Raw genomic sequence first — 16,341 nt, 5'->3', positions numbered from 1 at the left:
TACACGGGCGCCACCGCTTCTGTTGGACGCCCGCTACATGAACGAAACTGCCGCACTGATCCCATCCGGAAACGCAGGATTGGACCAGATCCTCAAGGGCGGACTACCGGCCAATCGGCTTTACCTGCTCGAAGGCGCACCAGGTTCCGGCAAGACCACCCTGTCGCTCCAGTTCCTGCGCGAGGCCGCCCGGCGCGGGGAGCGCGCGCTCTATGTCACCCTGTCGGAAACGAAGGAAGAACTCGCCATTGTGGCCGCTTCCCATGGCTGGGACATCGACGAGTTCGACGTCTTCGAACTGAGCATGGCGGACGAAGTGCTGGGCGCCGGGCGCGAGCAGTCGATCCTGCACAGCTGGGAAATGGAACTCGGCGAGACGATCAAGCTGATCGAGACCGAGGTGGAGCGCGTGCAGCCGTGCCGGGTGGTCTTTGACAGCCTTTCCGAAATGCGCCTGCTGGCGCAGGATCCGTTGCGCTACCGCCGCCAGGTTCTGGCCCTGAAGCAGTTCTTTGCCGGGCGCCAGACGACCGTGCTGCTGGTTGACGATCTGACCGCCTCCCACGGCGGTGGGGACGGCCACCTCCACAGCCTGTGCCATGGCGTGATCACGCTGGAACGGGTCACGCTGGAGTTCGGCGCGGCGCGGCGGCGGCTGCAGGTCCAGAAGCTGCGCGGCGTCGATTTCACCGCGGGCTTTCACGACTTCTCGATCCGCAAGGGCGGGCTGGACATCTATCCGCGGCTGATCGCCGCGGAGCACCTGCGCGCCTCGGTGGGGGAGCCCGTCCCAAGCGGCGTTCCCGAACTGGATGCCCTCATGAGCGGGGGTCCCCTGCGGGGCACCTCCACCCTGATCACGGGCCCTGCAGGTACGGGCAAGACGACCATCGCGCTGCAATATGCCTATGCCGCGTGCGAACGCGGCGAGCGGGCGATCATCTACCAGTTCGACGAGCGGATCGGGACGCTGCTGGCCCGTGCCCGTGCGTTCAGCCTCGACCTTCAAAAGCATCTCGACGGGGGACTGCTGATCATTGAGCAGATCGATCCGGCCGAGCTGTCGCCGGGCGAGTTCACCGCCCGCGTCCGCCGCCAGGTCGAGGAGGACGACGCACGGTTGATCGTGATCGACAGCCTCAACGGCTATATGGCCGCTATGCCGCAGGAACAGCAATTGATCCTCCAGATCCACGAACTGCTGTCGTTCCTGAACCAGAAGGCGGTCGCCACCTTCCTCATCAACCCGCAGGAGGGCCTGCTGGGAACGATGCAATCCAGCCTCAGCATCTCCTATGTAGCCGATGCCGTGCTGCTGCTGCGCTTCTTCGAGGCGGATGGGCGCATTCGCAAGGCGATCTCGGTCCTGAAGAACCGGGCGGGTGCGCATGAGGACACGATCCGCGAGTTCCGGGTCGATGCAGAGGGCGTCCGCGTCGGCGCACCGCTGGTGGCGTTCCAGGGCGTCCTGACCGGCACGCCCGAATATACTGGAGAGCGTTCGCCGCTGATGGAGAACCGCGCGCGTGGGGCATAGAACCGCCGCGGAGGGCCACCGCGTCCTGGTCGTGGCACCGTTCGGGCGCGATGCCGAAGCGGTGGTGGGGCTGCTGCGCGGGCAAGGCTATGATGCGGACGCGTGCGCGGACCTGAGCGACGTCGCTGAGACGCTGGACGAGCATGTCGGCGTGGTGCTGCTCACCGAAGAGGCCATGCGTTTTGGAACGGGTGCGTTGCAAACCAGGCTGGCCGCGCAACCAAGCTGGTCGGACGTGCCTTTCATCCTGCTCGCGGCGCGCCCGCGAAGCAGGCACAGCGCATCCGAACTCCTGCGCGCACGATTGCTCGGGCTGACGAGCAACGCCATCGTTCTGGAACGGCCATTGGGCGCGGCCTCGCTGCTGAGCGCGACCGATTCCGCGATGCGCTCGCGCCAGCGCCAGTTCGACACCCGCGACCGGATGCGGGAACTCGAAGTAAGCCAGGCCGCGCTCGCGTCCAGCGAGGAAGAGCTCCGCAGGATCGCGGATGCGCTTCCCGTGCTGATCGCCTTTGTCGATCGCGAAGGGCGCTATCGCTTCGCCAATCGGCTCTACGAGGACTGGTTCTACACCTCGCCCCAGCAGATGATCGGGCGCCACATCTCCGAGATCCTGGGCGAGGATGGCTATGCGGTCCGCAGGGCGAACATACGCCGCGCCCTGGCCGGAGAGGTCGTGCGGCTGGAAGTGTCGATACCGCACCGGGACGGGCGGCGGCGTGATGCGGAAATCCGCTACCTGCCGCGACGAACGGCGAGCGGCGAGATCGACGGCTTCCATATCTTCGCGATCGACATCACCGACCGCAAGCAGACCGAAGAGGAGCTTGCAGCGCGGGTGGCGGAACGCACGGCCGCCCTTCAAACGGAGATGGAGAACCGCGCCCGCGCCGAAGCTGCGCTGCTGCAGAGCCAGAAGATGGAGGCCGTTGGCCAGCTGACCGGCGGCATCGCGCACGACTTCAACAACATGCTGACCGGCGTAATCGGCGCAATGGACATCATGAAGCGGCGGCTGGCGACGGGCCGCACCGATGATCTCCAGCGGTTCATGGATGCGGCGTCGTCCTCTGCGCAGCGCGCCGCCGGGCTTACTGCGCGCCTCCTCGCCTTTTCCCGGCGCCAGTCGCTGGACACCAAGCCGGTAGAGATCGACCAGCTCATCGGCTCGCTGGAACAGCTGCTGCAGCGTTCGATCCGCGAGAACATCGCGCTGCACATCGTGCCGGCCGCCGAGCCGCTGTGGGCGGAAACGGACGCCAACCAGCTCGAAAACGCCATCCTGAACCTGACGATCAACGCCCGCGACGCGATGCCGGAGGGCGGGCAGCTGACGATCGAGACACGCGCGGTCGAACTCGACGAGGCCTATGTCGCCACACGGCCGGACGTGGAGCCCGGTCGCTATGTGGTGGTCGCCGTGTCCGACACGGGCGTCGGCATGCCGCCGGAGCTGCTCGGCAAGGTCTTCGACCCGTTCTTCACGACCAAGCCGATCGGCCAGGGCACCGGCCTGGGGCTGTCGATGGTCTACGGCTTTGCACGCCAGTCCGGCGGACAGGTCCGCATCCACAGCCAGCCGGGCGCCGGCACGTCGGTGTCGCTGTACCTGCGCGCGGTGCAAGCGCCGTCCGACCAGGATCTGGCTGCCCCGCCCGCCGCCGTGGCCGAGGGCAGCGGCCAGACCGTGCTGCTGGTCGAGGACGATGCTTCGGTCCGGCTGCTGGTGCGCGAGGTGCTGGAAGAGCTCTCCTACGCCGCTTTGGAGGCCGAGGAGCCGAACGCCGCCATCGCGATCCTGCGCTCGGACCGGCACATCGACCTGATGGTCTCCGACGTCGGTCTGCCGGGCATGAACGGCCGCCAGCTGGCCGAGATCGCGCGCCAGCACCGGCCCGATCTGCCGATCCTGTTCGTGACCGGCTATGCCGAGAACGCCGCCATCCGTGCGGACTTCCTGGGCACCAACATGGCGATGATCACCAAGCCGTTCGCCATACACGACCTTTCGGCAAAGATCCGGGAGATGCTCGCCTAGCGCGCGCAGACATCAGGAAGAACCGCTCGTGCTGAGTAGAGGCTGAGCCTGTCGAAGCCTCGTATCGAGGCACTTGGACGCGGCCCTTCGATACGCCATTTCGACTGCGCTCGATGGCTACTCAGGACGAACGGGTTTCTCCACCTCACCCTCTCCGGCGCTCAGTTGCGGGCGGAGGGCGGCACCACCGGCAGCGGGAGCGGCGCGACGGAAACCCCCTCGTCCACCAGCGCCCGTGCTTCCTCGATCGTCGCCTGGCCGTGGATCGGCGCGGTGGTCTCCTCGCCAAGATGCATGGCGCGGGCGCGATCGGCGAACCGGCTGCCGACCCATTCGGAACCCTCCAGCGCCTTGGCCTGGGCCTTCGCCAGCGCGGCGAGTGCGGCCTTCATCGCGTCGGGCACCGCCGGCTCGGCCGGGCTGCGCTGGTTGCCCTTGGCCGCGACGTTCGGCGCCATCACCGCTTTCTCGACCGTGGCGCTGTCACACAAGGGGCAGCGCACCAGCCCGCGCGCCTGCTGCTCGGCATAGTCGGCGCTGGAGCCGAACCAGGCTTCGAAGACATGGCCGCCGTCGCAGCGCAGGTCGAACACGATCATGCGAGCCGCTCGACCGGAGGGATGGGACGGCGATGCTGCAGCACCGGCAGCCGTCGGCGCACGTCGGCAAGCACCTGCCGGTCGAGTTCGGCAAAGCCAAGGCCGGGCGCCTCTCCCATGTCGAGCAGCACCCTGCCCCAGGGATCGACCACCAGCGAATGGCCATAGGTCTGGCGTCCGTCTTCATGCACGCCCGTCTGCGCGGCCGCGACGACAAACCCAGCCCCCTCGATCGCGCGCGCGCGCAGCAGCACATGCCAGTGAGCGGCACCGGTCGGTCGGGTGAAGGCAGAGGGCACCGACAAGAGTTCGGCGCCGGCATCGCTCAACGCGCGATACAGGTCCGGGAAGCGCAGGTCGTAGCAGACCGACAGGCCGAGCGGCCCCGCCGGTGTGTCGACGACCACCGCCGCGTCCCCGGGCGCATAGGCGGCCGACTCCTGCCAGCGCTCCCCGTCCGGCAGGGCGACGTCGAACAGGTGAAGCTTGTCATAGCGGGCCGCCACGCTGCCGTCCGGGGCGATCACGAAGCTGCGGTTCGCGAGCCGCCCGTCGGCACGCCGGATCGCGAGCGATCCGATCTGCACCCACAGGCGATGCTCGGCCGCAGCCGTACGCACCGCCGCCAGCACTGGGTCGCTGGCCTCTTCAGTGATCGAGGCGGCGGCGCGCGCCCGGTCGCGATCAAGCAGGCCGGACATTTCGGGCGTGAACAGCATCGCTGCGCCACCGGAAGCGGCGTTGCGTACTGCATCGGTCAGTACGGCCGCATTGGCGAGCGGGTCGATCCCGCTCGTCATCTGCAGCAAGGCGATCTTCATTGCGCGAGCAGCGGGTCCAGTCCCCCCTGCCGGTCGAGCGCGGCGAGATCGTCCGACCCGCCGATGTGGCGGTCGTCGATGAACACCTGCGGCACCGTCGTGCGGCCGTTCGCGCGCTGGATCATCTCTGCCCGGCGCTCGCCGCCCATGCTGATGTCGACTTCCTCGAACGCCGCGCCCTTGCTGTCGAGCAGCCGCTTGGCGCGGGTGCAATAGGGGCAGAACGCCTTGGTATAGATTTCGATCTTTGCCATGCGCGCTGAGGTGTGGCGGCGAGGGCCGCTTGTCAATCTTGCGCCGCGTCCAGCACCCGCGCCCAGCACAGCACCGTGACCTGCCGCGCGCCCGCGCCCAGCAGCCGGCGTGTGCAGGCCTCCGCCGTCGCGCCGGAGGTATAGACATCGTCGACCAGCACGATCGACCTGCCCTTGAGGCGGGGCTTGGCATGCGCGGGTACGGCAAAGGCCCCCGCCAGCGTCCTGGCACGCGCACGCCGCCCCAGGCCGCGCAACGGCGACGTCGCGCGGGTGCGGACCAGACTGTCCACCGACACCGGAACCCCGCCGATCCGCGACAAGGTGCCTGCGATCAGCACCGCCTGGTTGTAGCCGCGCGACCACAGCCGCCGCGGGTGGAGCGGCACCGGGACCAGCAGCTCGGCATCGTCCGGCATCAGCCGCAGCATCAGCCGCGCCATCGTCTCTGCCGCTGCCAGCCTGCCGCCATATTTGAGCTTGAGCGCCACATCGCGTGGCACCGGGCCGTACGCCACCGCCGCACGGGCACCGGCATGGGCAGGCGGCGTGTCGAGGCAGGCCGCGCACCACGCATCCTCCCCGCGATCATGGTCGAACGGCAGCGCACAGGCAGCACACCACGGCGGCCCCAGGAAGCGCAGGCCCGCCCAGCAGGCTGCGCAGAACCGGTGGTCCGCCTCCGACACCTGCCCGCAGGCCGGGCAGCGCGGCGGCAGCGCCAGCGCGATGCTGCGTCGGACCAGGGCGGCGACGGGGTTCACGCAATCCTTGTCGCCGCGTCCGCGAAGGCGCACAAGCGCCCGCGTGCAACCGCCTGAAATCTTCCACCGCGCCGCCCGCCGGCTGCGTCGCGACCGCATCGCCAACCGCTTCGCCGAAGCGAACTTCCTGCGCCAATTCATGATCGAGGGGCTGAGCGAACGTCTCGACGCCGTCACCCGCGAATTCAACGACGTGCTGGACCTCGGCTGCTTCGATGCGGGGCTGCCGCTGCCGGGCACGCGGATCGTCCGGGCCGACCCAGGCTTCGCCTTTGCGCGTGCCGCAGGGGGCGTGCAGTGCGACGAGGACCGGCTGCCGTTCGCCGACGGCTCCTTCGACCTGATCGTCTCGGCCGGCACGCTGGACCAGGTCAACGACCTGCCCGGCGCACTCAGCCTGATCCGCCGCGCGCTGCGCCCGGACGGGCTGTTCCTGGCGGCGTTCACCGGCGGGGCGACGCTCGCCACGTTGCGCGCCACGCTGATGGAGGCCGAGGGGGATCGCCCCGCCGCCCGGGTCCACCCGCAGGTGAAGCTGCAGTCCGCGGGCGACCTGCTGATGCGCGCCGGCTTTGCGCTGCCGGTGGCGGATGCGGAGACGCTCAACGTCCGCTATGCGGGCTTCGGCCGCCTGATCGAGGACTTGCGCGGCATGGCCGGAACCAGCTTGCTGGTGGACCGGGCGCCCTTGTCGCGCGCGGCCTTTGTCGAGGCCGCCACCCGCTTTTCTGAGCGCGCCGACGACGGCGGCCGCGTGGCCGAGCAATACGAGGTGATCTACCTCACCGGCTGGGCCCCCTCCTCCGACCAGCCCAAGCCCGCTCGCCGCGGCAGCGCGACCGTGTCGCTGGCAGAGGCGCTGCGCCCGAAGCGGGATTAATCGTGCTCCTGCGCAGGCAGGAGCCCAGGGCACAGCAGACCAACGGCAGCGCCTGGAACCCTGGACTCCCGCCTGCGCGGGAGCACGGGATGCGGTTGAGGGGCGTGTCTCATCGTCATCCTGACGAGACTTGCTATTCGCCGCCTCAGACCAGCGCCTCCAGCAGGCCGATCAGCGGGCGGTCGGCGGGGGGCATCTCCAGCCGGTGCAGTTCGACCGGCCGCACCCATTTGAGCGCAGTCGCATGCCGCGCCTCGACCACCCCCGACCATTTACGCAGCGCATAGAGCAGCAACAGCAGGTGGCGCTCGCCCAGCGGCTCGCTCGCAAAGGTCGCGGGCGCGAGACAGGCCTGCTCGACCTCGATGCCGAGTTCCTCGTGCAGTTCACGAACCAGCGCCGCCTCAGGCAGTTCGCCGGGCTCCACCTTGCCGCCGGGAAACTCCCACAGGCCTGCCATCGGCAAGCCCTGCGGCCGCTGCTGCACCAGCACCCGCCCGTCGCCATCGACCAGCGCGGCGGCAACCACCATCAGCAAGTTGTTCGTCTTGCTCAGCATTTCTTTACCTCAGCGCGCCTAGCTTCGTCGGCCAAGCGAGCGAAAGACCAGTGTATGCGTGTCATTGCAAGCCTCGCCCGCGTCCTGTGGCGCGACAGGCGGGGGGCCACAGCCGTCGAATATGGGATGATTGTGGCAGTCATCGTGATCGCAATGATGATTAGCCTCGCGCCTGTTGCCGACCGAGTTGTCGACATTTGGAATAACGCCGCCAAGGACATCAAAGCGGCCATTCGCCTGTGAGCCCGCCGTTCGCCGACACCTCCGTTCGCCGCTTAAACCTTTATCAACAATCACATCAGTAAAATCACGGTGCTGAACCGGGTGTGACCTGGTTCAGCCGGGTATGTTGAAGCACGAACGTCGGAGATACAAATGCAGAAGATGCGCGAATTCCTGAAGAACTCCAAGGGCGCAACGGCCATCGAGTACGGCCTGATCGCAGCGCTGATCGCCGTTGCGCTGATCGCCGCCATGTCGAGCCTCAGCACCTCGATCAACGGGACGTTCACTCGGGTCGGCGATCAGATGGATAACGCCGCCGACTAACTCATAACGGCGGTTGAGGAGAAGGCGGGGCATGAGCCTCGCCTTCTTCACATCGGGACGTGAGTTACCCCCGCCCCATCTCCAGGAACTTCGCCCGCCGATCACGCCGCAGCTCATCCGCGCCCAGCCCCTCCAGCTCTCCCAACGCACTATCCAGCGCCGCACCCAGCGCCGCAATCGCCTCGCCCGGCGCACGATGCGCACCACCCAGCGGTTCCGCCACGATCGTGTCGATCACGCCCAGCGCGTGCAGGTCTTGCGCGGTAACCTTCATCGCCTCCGCCGCATCGGCTGCGCGGTCGGCGGTGCGCCACAGGATCGAGGCGCAGCCCTCGGGCGAGATCACCGAATAGATGGCATGCTCCATCATCAGCACGCGGTTGCCAGCCGCAAGCGCCACCGCGCCCCCGGAACCGCCCTCGCCCAGGATCGCCGCCACCATCGGCACGCCCAGCGCCAGGCTCGCCTCGGTCGAGCGCGCAATCGCTTCCGCCTGTCCGCGCTCCTCGGCCTGGATACCCGGGAACGCGCCGGAGGTGTCGACCAGCGTCACCACCGGCAGGCCGAAGCGGTCGGCCAGCTGCATCAGGCGGATCGCCTTGCGATAGCCCTCGGGCTTGCCCATGCCGAAATTATGCTTCAGCCGGCTGGCGGTGTCGTCGCCCTTTTCATGGCCGATCACCATCACCTTGCGGCCGTGCAACCGGCCCAGGCCGCCGATGATCGCGGAATCATCGGCAAAGGCACGATCGCCGCCCAGCGGCATGAAGCCCTCGATCAGGCTGGCGACATAGTGCTTGAAGTGCGGCCGCTCGGGGTGGCGCGCGACCTGGGTCTTCTGCCACGGGGTGAGCTTGGCATAGGTCTCGCGCAGCTGCCGGTCGGACTTGGCCTGGAGCCTGGAGATCTCCGCCTCGATGTCGACGGTGCCTTCGGCTGCGGTGTCGCGCAGCTCGTCGATCCGGCCCTGCAGCTCGGCGATCGGCTTTTCGAAATCCAGGAAAGTGGCCATCAACTCGGGTTCCGTCTCGAATGAATTTGCTGCCGTCCCTCGCCACAAGGGCGCGGCGGGCAGATCTTTGCGTGTCGGTTACGGTGCGCGGCGGAGGGCGTCAACGAGCGGATGGCGTGCGTTGACCAGCTCGACCAGCCGCTGGCTGTCGACATGGGTATAGATCTCGGTCGTGGCGATGTCGGCATGGCCCAGCATCGCCTGCAGCGCGCGCAGGTCCGCCCCGCCCTCCAGCAAATGGGTGGCAAAAGCATGGCGCAGCACGTGCGGGCTCACCCGGTCGGGCGGGATGCCGGCCTCTGCCGCCAGCGCCTTCAGCAGCTGGAACAGGCGGATACGCGACAGATGGGTCTTGCCCGAGGGGAACAGCCACGGCTTGTCCGCCGGCGCGTGCGCGCGCCACGCGGCCACTGCCGCGCGGGCGCGGTCGGAGACCGGCACCATCCGCTCGCGCCCACCCTTGCCGCGCAGGATCAGATAGGGCCGGTCGGAGGCGACCGCGTTGCGGGGCAGGGACACCAGCTCCGTCGCGCGCAGGCCCGAGCCGTAGAGCAGCTCCACCAGCGCGGCGAGCCGCAGGTCGAGCGGGTTCGGCGGGTCGCGGCCGATCCGTGCCTCGATCGCATCGAACAGGCGATCGACGTCCGCGGTCGACAGGATGCGGGGCAAGGGACGTGCGCTTCCCGGCCGCGGCAGCGCGGTGCCGGGATCATCGGGCCGCAATCCCTCGTCCGCCAGGAAGGCGAAGAAGCGGCGGAGCGCTGCCGACTTGCGCGCAACGGTGGCTCGTGAAAGATCGCCCCACCCCTCCGCAAGCCGCTCCAGCGCCGCTCGATCCGCATCGCCAAGCCGCCCCGCCAACGCGTCGGAGGCGAGCCGCAGGTCGGTGCCATAGGCCAGGAGCGTGTTGCGCGCCGCCCCGGCTTCTGCCGCCAGCATTTCCAGGAAGCGGTCGATCAGGATGCGATCGCTTCCGCCTCCCGCCCCGCTCACGCGCGTGCGATCGCCTCGGCAGCGATCATCCGCGCCTCACCCTCCAGCCCGACCGCGCGCAGCGCCGCGACGATGTGGAAGAGCGCCTGCGGGGACACGCCACGCCAGTCGGCGGTCTGCATGCCCGCGGCGGCAAGCACCAGCACTGCACCCGGCTGGTCGCGACCTGCGGCAAGGGAGATGGCTCGTGTCCACGCGTTCTCGGCGCCGACCGGAACCTCCAGCGACTGGGCGAGATCGGCCGCGGCATCCTCCGGCAAGCGGCCGAGACCGGCGAGACCGGCAAACAGCAGCTGCCCCTTGCGCGCGTCGCCATCGGCGTAGCGCGACACTGCTTGCTCCGACACCTGCCGCGCGCGTGGATCGGCGAGCGCAAGCATGGCCCAGGCGTCGCCGCCCTCCGGCGCAATGGTGCGCCAGCGCAGTGCCCGCAGGTCCATGCCCGCCGACAGCATCGAGGCGACCAGCGCATCCGCGTCGCCGGCATAGTCGGCCGCAGGCGGGATCGCCGCCGCGGCCCGTGCGGTCAGCACGCGTCGGGCATAGCTGCGCCGCGCGCCGGTGCCTCCGGTCCACAGCTGGCGCAGCGCCGTCATACGGTCGGCCACCTGGCCAGCCGCATAGGACTCGCGCAGGTCGCGCGACACGGCGCTCAAGTCGCTTGGCGAATCGTCGAGCTCGCCGATGGTGGCATAGAGGTCGACCAGGGCGGCGCTCGACAGCACGCCCTGTGCCGCGGCAAGCTCCGCATCCGGCGCCCGCCGCTCCGGCGGCACCATCGGAAGCAACGCGTTCCAATAGCGCAGCTGCGGACCGGCGGTGTCGAGCAATGCATCCGGCACCTCGACCGCGGTGGCATTGGCGAGCCCCCAGCGCCAGGCGCTGATCCGCTCGACGCCGTCCCACTCGATCGTGACCGAACGGCGCCCCTGGGCGCCGGCGCCAAGCACCTTTTCGGCGAGCTTAAGGTCGATGTCGGCGCCGATCGCGCGGCGGCGGAACGCCTTGCGCGCCTGGTCGAGCAGCGTGCCTGCCTGCCTGGGCTCACCGGCGAGCCCCGCGCACATCGCGCGTGCCAATTGCCATCCGCGCTCGTTCGACACGCGCTGTGCCGGCTCGACGATCCCGCACACTGCGGCCGGATCGGCGGTCGCCAGCGCCGCCTGCAAGGCGACCTGGTACATCTTGGGCGTATAATTCTCGGCATCGACCGACTGCACCACGGCGCGCGCGGTGGGTGCCTCGCCCATGCGCAGCAGCAGCCAGGCGCGCTCGGCGGCGAAGTCCGGGCCGTTGACCCGAAGCGGCGTATCCACGTCGGAGGCGAGCGCGCGGCGCAGCGCGATCGACAGCCAGCGCGACGCAACAGGCGCATCGAGCCGGCGCATCAGCGTCTCCAGCATCCGCCCATCGGCGCTGCCGAACGCATTGCGGCCCAGCCCCGCCCCATCGATGCCGATGTGCGCAATCGAACGCCGCGCATATTCGGGCAGCTCGTAGCGGGCGAGCAGCCTGGGATCGATGGGCCTTGGCGTTGCGGTGGCGGTTGGCGTGGGCGTTGGCGTCGGGATCGGCACGACCCCCGTGACGGGCGCCTGCGGCACGCCGGACGGCCGCACGACCGGCTGCTGCGGAGCAGGCGCGGGCGCGACGGGATCGTTGAAACCCGGAGGCAGCAGCGATTCGGGAACGTCCTGGCCCAGCGCCGGCAGGCCGACGCCCGCCAGCACCAGAACCAGAGCGAAGCTGCTAGTTCTGGAGATTTTCAAGCGAGACCGCCTTTTCGACCTGCACCGGCTGCTTTTCCGTCTGCCGGCCGGCCAGGAAGAACAGCCCGCCGATGACAATCAGCAGGACGACGATCAGAATGACGAGCGATCGGGACATGGCGAACGAAAACTCACGATTGCGAAGCGGACGCACAAGCTTTTTGCCCGCGCGCCGCCACGCTGTATAGCGCCGGCCACGATGCTGCAAACCCATGCCTCAACACCGCACTGGAGCGGAAAGCCGATCGTGCTGGTCGGGCTGATGGGCGTGGGCAAATCCACGGTCGGGCGCAGGCTGGCACACCGCATGAACCTACCCTTCGTGGATGCCGACAACGAGATCGAGCGCGCGGCCGGCATGACCATCGCCGAAATGTTCGAACGGTTCGGCGAAGCGCATTTCCGGGACGGCGAACGCCGCGTGATCGCGCGGCTGATCGATGGTCTGCCCAAGGTGATCGCGACCGGCGGCGGCGCCTTTATCAACGAAGAGACGCGCGCGCTCATCCTGGAACATGGCCTGGCGGTCTGGCTGGACGCAGCGCCCGCGGTGCTGGCCGAGCGCGTCCGCCGCCGCGATCACCGCCCGTTGCTGCGCGGCAAGGATGCCAAGGCGGTGCTGACCGAACTCGCCGCCGTCCGGAACCCCTTCTACGCCATGGCTCCGATCCATGTGGTCAGCCAGCAGGCGCCGCACGAAGCCACCGTCAACGCCATCCTGGAGGCGATCCGCCCGTGACCACCATCCCCGTCCCGCTCGGGCCCCGCAGCTATGACGTCGTCGTGGAGGCCGGGCTGCTCGCCCATGCCGGCACCCTGCTGGCCCCGATCGCGAACGGTCGGCCTATGCCGATCGTGGCGGACGAGGCAGTGACGCCGCACCTGGACACGCTGCGCGGGTCGCTTGCCGCAGCCGGCATTGCAAGCGAGGCGATCGTGTTGCCGGCGGGCGAAGGTTCAAAAAGCTGGGCCACGCTCGAGGTGCTGATGGACAGGCTGCTGGCGCTGGGCGTCGAGCGGCGCGACCACATCATCGCGCTCGGCGGCGGCGTGATCGGCGATCTCGTCGGCTTTGCGAGCGCCATCCTGAAGCGCGGCTGCGGCTTTGTGCAGATCCCCACCACGCTGCTGGCGCAGGTCGATTCGTCGGTGGGCGGCAAGACCGGCATCAACACGCGCGCCGGCAAGAATCTGGTCGGCGCATTTCACCAGCCGGCGATCGTGCTGATCGATCCCGCGACGCTCGACACGCTACCCTTGCGCGACGTGCGCGCCGGCTATGCCGAAGTCGCGAAATACGGGCTCATCGACGATCCCGAGTTCTTCGTGTGGTGCGAAGGCAACGCCGACCGGCTGCTCGCCGGCGATCCCCAGGCGCGGGAATATGCGATTGCGCGCTCGGTCGCCGCCAAGGCGCGAATCGTGGGCGAGGACGAGCGCGAGACCAGCGGGCGCCGCGCGCTCCTCAACCTGGGCCACACATTCGGCCATGCGCTGGAGGCGGAAGCAGGTTTCGACGGATCCCTGCTGCACGGCGAAGGCGTGGCGGCCGGCATGGCGCTGGCCTTTGCCTTTTCCGCAAGCCGCGGCCTGTGTTCACCCGAAGATGCCGCGCGGGTCGCCACCCACCTGCGCGCAGTCGGGCTGCCGGATGGCCTTGCGGCGGCCGGCATCCGGGCGAGCGGCGCGCGACTGGTCGAGCATATGCGCCACGACAAGAAGATGGAGGGCGGCACGCTCGCGCTGCTGCTCGCCCGCGGCATCGGCCAGACCTATGTCGATCGCAGCGTCGGATTGGACGAGATCGCCGCGTTCCTTGACGCCCAGCCGCGCTGACCTCTCCCGCTATCCCCTACCCCGTTTGTCTCGATCAGGGATCAAGCTTGTCGAGAGCCCGTATCGAGGGCGCCACGCGCGCCGCCCTCTCGACACGCCGTCTCGACAAGCTCGACGGCTGCTCGAGGCAAATGGAAGGGAGCAAATCGGGGTGTTACCCGCGAACCGCCTGCCACCCCAGCCACAGCCAGCCGGCGATCAGCAACGTCCCACCGATCGGCGTGATCGCTCCCAGCCAGCGCGGTGCACCCAGCGCCATCGCATAGAGGGTGCCGGCGAAGATCAGCCCGCCCGCCACGAACAGCCATCCCGGCCCCCGCGCTTCCAGCCGCAACGCCACCAGCGCAGCCACTGCGTGGACCAGCTGATAGTGGCCGCCGGTCTGCAGCCACTCGCGTGCAGTCCCTTCCGCGCCATGGGCACCAAAGGCGCCGGCTCCGACCGCCAAGGCACCGGACAGCGCCGTCAGCAGCATCAGCAGGTTCATCGCTCCCCTCCCCTCATGCTTCGCGCGACAGGCCGTCGCGGGCGGTACTGCCGCGCTCCTGGCTGAACATGCCCTCGCGCCCGGCGTAGAGGTCCTGTGCCTCCAGCTGCTGGCTCAACCGCTTCGTATCGAGATCGCGGTACGCATCCTCGGTCCGGTCGATCTCGGCGTCATCGACGCCCACGCAGGCCATCGCCTTGCGCGCCATGACCACGGCGGAATCGAGCAGCTCGCGGACATAGCCCTCCACCGGCGCACCCTTGAGCTGAAGGATCGAGCGGCGGTCGAACACGCGCAGGAAGATCACGGCGTCCGGGAACGCCTGTTTGACGGCTTCCAGGTCCGCCAGCTCCATCTGCTCGCCGTCCATGCAGAACAGCAGAAGCTGCGCTTCGTCGGCGCCCGCGCGGCGCAGCATGTCGATGCGCGTGCCGTCACCGTAATACACCTTCATGCCGAAATCGCCGGCGCGCTGGATGGTCTCGGGATCGGTGTCGATCAGTGACACGCTGATGCCCTGGCCGATCAGCATCTGCGCCACGGTCTGGCCGAAGCGGCCATAGCCGATCACCAAGGCGCTGGCGCCGTCCTGCCGCGGGCCATCGAGCCCGTCGGTGCTGGGCTTGGGCTCGGCCCGGAAGCGGCGGGTCAGCATCATCAGGAACGGCGTCGTCGCCATCGACAGCGTCACCACCGCGCCGAACACGCTTGCGGCCTCGGGCGCGATCAGCAGCGCGTGCTGCGCCTGGGCGAACAGCACGAAGCCGAACTCGCCGCCCTGGCTGAGCAGCAGCCCCAGCGCCATCGCCTTGCGCCAGTCCATCCCGAACAGCAGCGCGAGGAACCCGATCACCACCGCCTTCGTCGCGATCAGCGCCAGCGCCACGCCCACGACGAACACCGGCCGCTCGGCGATGGCGGACAGGTCCAGCAGCATGCCGACGGACAGGAAGAACAGGCCGAGGAGGATTGAGCGAAACGGCTCGACATCGGCCTCCAGCTCGTGGCGATAGGGACTGTCGGCCAGCATCACGCCCGCGATAAAGGCGCCCAGCGCAGTCGAGAGCCCCAGCGTCTCCATGATCGCGGCGGAGGCGATGACGGTGAACAGGCCGGCGAACACGAACATCTCGCGCTCGCCCAGATTGCCGATCAGCCGGAACATCGGCCGCAGCAGGAACCGCCCGGCCAGCACCAGCCCGGTGATCGCCAGCACCGTGTACAGCGCCAGCAACCATCCCGGCGGGCCGCTCGCATCGTCCGGATTGCGCGACATCGCCGCGACGATGGTGATGAGCGGGACGATCGAGAGATCCTGGAACAGCAGGATCGAGAAGGCGCGCTCGCCATAGGGCGTCTTCATGCGTCCGGCCGACTGCAGCATCGGCAGCACCTGCGCGGTAGACGAGAGCGCGAGCGGCAGGCCGAGCGCAAGTGCTGCGGGAATGGTGAAGTGGGTGAACAGCCAGACGACGCCCGTAATGGCGACGCCGCACAGCGTCACCTGGAGCAGGCCGAAGCCGAAGATGTCGCGCTTCATCCGCCACAGTCGGGTCGGGCTCAGCTCCAGTCCGACGAGGAAGAGCAGCAGCGTGATGCCGAGTTCGGCGATGCCCATCTTCGCCTCGGCATCCCCGGCCAGGCCAAGCACCTGCGGGCCGACGACGACGCCGGCGACGAGATAGCCCAGCGTCGCACCCAGCTTCAGCTTGCGGAAGATCAGCACGAAGAACAGCGCCGCGCCCAGCAGCGGGGCGAAGTCGTGCAGGAAGGATCCGGAGGCGTGCGCTTCCATCAGCCTGCCCGCCCTTGCCGTGCCGCCTGCGCGGCCTCAGCCGCCGCCTCGAACGCGAGGCGGATCGAGGCGTGGCGGGCACTATGCGGCAACGCAGGCTCGAACAGGGCGAGCCCCGGCCATTCGGGTGGCGCCTGGCCGCCGGCCAGCCACGCCGTAAGCGCATCGCGTGCTTCGGCCAGTTCCTCCGGCGACCGCCCGAGCGCGTGGGCGGCCATCAGCGACGACGATGCCTGACCCAGGGCGCAGGCCCGGACCAGGAGGCCAAGCTCCGACACGCGGCCTTCCGCGTCGAGGTTGAGGTCGACCGTCACGCGACTACCGCACACCGGCGAGCGTTTCTCCACGCTCGCCATCGGCGCCTCCAGCCGCTGCTGGTGCGGGATGGTTGCGGCAAGCCGCAGGATTTCGGTGTTATACAGCGGCGCAGTCACGCGCCTGCATG

At 68.9% G+C, this 16,341-nt stretch carries 19 protein-coding genes; 7 read left to right on the top strand and 12 right to left on the bottom strand.

Annotated elements, in window-relative coordinates; all coding sequences use genetic code 11:
- Positions 1 to 37: 37 nt before the first annotated feature.
- Positions 38 to 1,537: an ATPase domain-containing protein gene (locus tag LK533_RS06800; RefSeq protein WP_229362023.1), complete on the top strand. Its 1,500-nt coding sequence runs from the start codon at positions 38 to 40 to the stop codon at positions 1,535 to 1,537.
- Positions 1,527 to 3,578 carry a PAS domain-containing hybrid sensor histidine kinase/response regulator gene (locus tag LK533_RS06795; protein WP_229362022.1) on the top strand — a complete coding sequence of 684 codons (2,052 nt, stop codon included), beginning with the start codon at positions 1,527 to 1,529 and terminating at the stop codon, positions 3,576 to 3,578. The genes LK533_RS06800 and LK533_RS06795 overlap by 11 nt, the downstream gene beginning before the upstream one ends.
- A gap of 161 nt (positions 3,579 to 3,739) precedes the next feature.
- Here LK533_RS06795 and LK533_RS06790 read toward each other — a convergent pair whose 3' ends face one another.
- Genes LK533_RS06790 through LK533_RS06775 form a run of 4 tightly spaced genes read right to left on the bottom strand, consistent with a single transcriptional unit; the run spans position 3,740 to position 6,016 of the window.
- Positions 3,740 to 4,177, bottom strand: a complete 438-nt coding sequence (locus LK533_RS06790) for a DUF1178 family protein (RefSeq protein WP_229362021.1) — start codon at positions 4,175 to 4,177, stop codon at positions 3,740 to 3,742.
- Positions 4,174 to 4,998, bottom strand: a complete 825-nt coding sequence (locus LK533_RS06785) for a carbon-nitrogen hydrolase family protein (RefSeq protein ID WP_229362020.1) — start codon at positions 4,996 to 4,998, stop codon at positions 4,174 to 4,176. The genes LK533_RS06790 and LK533_RS06785 overlap by 4 nt, the downstream gene beginning before the upstream one ends.
- The gene (gene grxC / locus LK533_RS06780; protein WP_229362019.1) at positions 4,995 to 5,252 is read right to left on the bottom strand and encodes a glutaredoxin 3; all 258 of its coding nucleotides are present in this window, start codon (positions 5,250 to 5,252) and stop codon (positions 4,995 to 4,997) included. Before grxC ends, LK533_RS06785 begins: the two co-directional genes overlap by 4 nt.
- A gap of 32 nt (positions 5,253 to 5,284) precedes the next feature.
- The gene (locus LK533_RS06775) at positions 5,285 to 6,016 is read right to left on the bottom strand and encodes a ComF family protein (protein WP_229362018.1); all 732 of its coding nucleotides are present in this window, start codon (positions 6,014 to 6,016) and stop codon (positions 5,285 to 5,287) included.
- A gap of 43 nt (positions 6,017 to 6,059) precedes the next feature.
- Between LK533_RS06775 and LK533_RS06770 the strand changes: the two genes are divergently transcribed.
- A complete protein-coding gene (locus tag LK533_RS06770) occupies positions 6,060 to 6,896 on the top strand; it encodes a class I SAM-dependent methyltransferase (protein ID WP_229362017.1) in 837 nt (278 codons plus the stop codon).
- A 145-nt stretch (positions 6,897 to 7,041) separates the two neighbouring features.
- Here the strand turns inward: LK533_RS06770 and LK533_RS06765 are convergent, their stop codons facing one another.
- A complete protein-coding gene (locus tag LK533_RS06765; RefSeq protein WP_229362016.1) occupies positions 7,042 to 7,455 on the bottom strand; it encodes a (deoxy)nucleoside triphosphate pyrophosphohydrolase in 414 nt (137 codons plus the stop codon).
- Between the two features lie 54 nt (positions 7,456 to 7,509).
- Between LK533_RS06765 and LK533_RS06760 the strand changes: the two genes are divergently transcribed.
- Positions 7,510 to 7,698 carry a Flp family type IVb pilin gene (locus LK533_RS06760; RefSeq protein WP_229362015.1) on the top strand — a complete coding sequence of 63 codons (189 nt, stop codon included), beginning with the start codon at positions 7,510 to 7,512 and terminating at the stop codon, positions 7,696 to 7,698.
- A gap of 132 nt (positions 7,699 to 7,830) precedes the next feature.
- On the top strand, positions 7,831 to 8,004 hold the full coding sequence (locus LK533_RS06755) for a Flp family type IVb pilin (RefSeq protein ID WP_229362014.1): 174 nt from the start codon (positions 7,831 to 7,833) through the stop codon (positions 8,002 to 8,004).
- 64 nt (positions 8,005 to 8,068) lie between these two features.
- Here LK533_RS06755 and LK533_RS06750 read toward each other — a convergent pair whose 3' ends face one another.
- The 4 genes from LK533_RS06750 to LK533_RS06735 all read right to left on the bottom strand — a co-directional run bounded on the left by LK533_RS06750 (position 8,069) and on the right by LK533_RS06735 (position 11,992).
- On the bottom strand, positions 8,069 to 9,016 hold the full coding sequence (locus LK533_RS06750) for an acetyl-CoA carboxylase carboxyltransferase subunit alpha (RefSeq protein WP_229362013.1): 948 nt from the start codon (positions 9,014 to 9,016) through the stop codon (positions 8,069 to 8,071).
- A gap of 78 nt (positions 9,017 to 9,094) precedes the next feature.
- Complete coding sequence (locus LK533_RS06745) at positions 9,095 to 10,009, bottom strand: tyrosine-type recombinase/integrase (RefSeq protein ID WP_324255268.1); 915 nt, start codon at positions 10,007 to 10,009, stop codon at positions 9,095 to 9,097.
- A complete protein-coding gene (locus tag LK533_RS06740; RefSeq protein WP_229362012.1) occupies positions 10,006 to 11,778 on the bottom strand; it encodes a hypothetical protein in 1,773 nt (590 codons plus the stop codon). The genes LK533_RS06745 and LK533_RS06740 overlap by 4 nt, the downstream gene beginning before the upstream one ends.
- Positions 11,759 to 11,992, bottom strand: a complete 234-nt coding sequence (locus LK533_RS06735) for a hypothetical protein (RefSeq protein ID WP_229362011.1) — start codon at positions 11,990 to 11,992, stop codon at positions 11,759 to 11,761. Before LK533_RS06735 ends, LK533_RS06740 begins: the two co-directional genes overlap by 20 nt.
- Between LK533_RS06735 and LK533_RS06730 the strand changes: the two genes are divergently transcribed.
- Both LK533_RS06730 and aroB read left to right on the top strand, forming a co-directional pair.
- On the top strand, positions 11,978 to 12,517 hold the full coding sequence (locus LK533_RS06730; RefSeq protein ID WP_229362010.1) for a shikimate kinase: 540 nt from the start codon (positions 11,978 to 11,980) through the stop codon (positions 12,515 to 12,517). The genes LK533_RS06735 and LK533_RS06730 overlap by 15 nt on opposite strands.
- The gene (gene aroB, locus LK533_RS06725; RefSeq protein WP_229362009.1) at positions 12,514 to 13,614 is read left to right on the top strand and encodes a 3-dehydroquinate synthase; all 1,101 of its coding nucleotides are present in this window, start codon (positions 12,514 to 12,516) and stop codon (positions 13,612 to 13,614) included. Before LK533_RS06730 ends, aroB begins: the two co-directional genes overlap by 4 nt.
- Positions 13,615 to 13,768: 154 nt before the next feature.
- On the opposite strand, the gene LK533_RS06720 is transcribed toward aroB, so the two are convergent.
- The 3 genes from LK533_RS06720 to LK533_RS06710 are packed head-to-tail and all read right to left on the bottom strand — an operon-like array spanning position 13,769 to position 16,330.
- Entirely contained in the window at positions 13,769 to 14,101 is a 333-nt protein-coding gene (locus tag LK533_RS06720) for a DUF423 domain-containing protein (protein ID WP_229362008.1), read from the bottom strand.
- Between the two features lie 13 nt (positions 14,102 to 14,114).
- Positions 14,115 to 15,896 carry a cation:proton antiporter gene (locus LK533_RS06715; RefSeq protein WP_229362007.1) on the bottom strand — a complete coding sequence of 594 codons (1,782 nt, stop codon included), beginning with the start codon at positions 15,894 to 15,896 and terminating at the stop codon, positions 14,115 to 14,117.
- Entirely contained in the window at positions 15,896 to 16,330 is a 435-nt protein-coding gene (locus LK533_RS06710) for an iron-sulfur cluster assembly scaffold protein (RefSeq protein WP_229362006.1), read from the bottom strand. The genes LK533_RS06715 and LK533_RS06710 overlap by 1 nt, the downstream gene beginning before the upstream one ends.
- Between the last annotated feature and the right edge of the window lie 11 nt (positions 16,331 to 16,341).

It is taken from the genome of Sphingomonas sp. PL-96 (assembly GCF_020707215.1).
GTDB lineage: Bacteria > Pseudomonadota > Alphaproteobacteria > Sphingomonadales > Sphingomonadaceae > Sphingomonas.
Note: the sequence above shows the minus strand (reverse complement) of the source record. Positions and strands in the feature narration are given on the sequence as shown.

Bases quoted from the DNA above. Each gene is read 5' to 3' on its own strand.
- grxC (WP_229362019.1), bottom strand. From the start codon at position 5,252: ATGGCAAAGATCGAAATCTATACCAAGGCGTTCTGCCCCTATTGCACC.
- LK533_RS06750 (WP_229362013.1), bottom strand. From the start codon at position 9,016: ATGGCCACTTTCCTGGATTTCGAAAAGCCGATCGCCGAGCTGCAGGGC.
- LK533_RS06715 (WP_229362007.1), bottom strand. From the start codon at position 15,896: ATGGAAGCGCACGCCTCCGGATCCTTCCTGCACGACTTCGCCCCGCTG.
- LK533_RS06720 (WP_229362008.1), bottom strand. From the start codon at position 14,101: ATGAACCTGCTGATGCTGCTGACGGCGCTGTCCGGTGCCTTGGCGGTC.
- LK533_RS06730 (WP_229362010.1), top strand. From the start codon at position 11,978: ATGCTGCAAACCCATGCCTCAACACCGCACTGGAGCGGAAAGCCGATC.
- LK533_RS06765 (WP_229362016.1), bottom strand. From the start codon at position 7,455: ATGCTGAGCAAGACGAACAACTTGCTGATGGTGGTTGCCGCCGCGCTG.
- LK533_RS06735 (WP_229362011.1), bottom strand. From the start codon at position 11,992: ATGGGTTTGCAGCATCGTGGCCGGCGCTATACAGCGTGGCGGCGCGCG.
- LK533_RS06800 (WP_229362023.1), top strand. From the start codon at position 38: ATGAACGAAACTGCCGCACTGATCCCATCCGGAAACGCAGGATTGGAC.
- LK533_RS06755 (WP_229362014.1), top strand. From the start codon at position 7,831: ATGCAGAAGATGCGCGAATTCCTGAAGAACTCCAAGGGCGCAACGGCC.
- LK533_RS06760 (WP_229362015.1), top strand. From the start codon at position 7,510: ATGCGTGTCATTGCAAGCCTCGCCCGCGTCCTGTGGCGCGACAGGCGG.
- LK533_RS06790 (WP_229362021.1), bottom strand. From the start codon at position 4,177: ATGATCGTGTTCGACCTGCGCTGCGACGGCGGCCATGTCTTCGAAGCC.
- LK533_RS06785 (WP_229362020.1), bottom strand. From the start codon at position 4,998: ATGAAGATCGCCTTGCTGCAGATGACGAGCGGGATCGACCCGCTCGCC.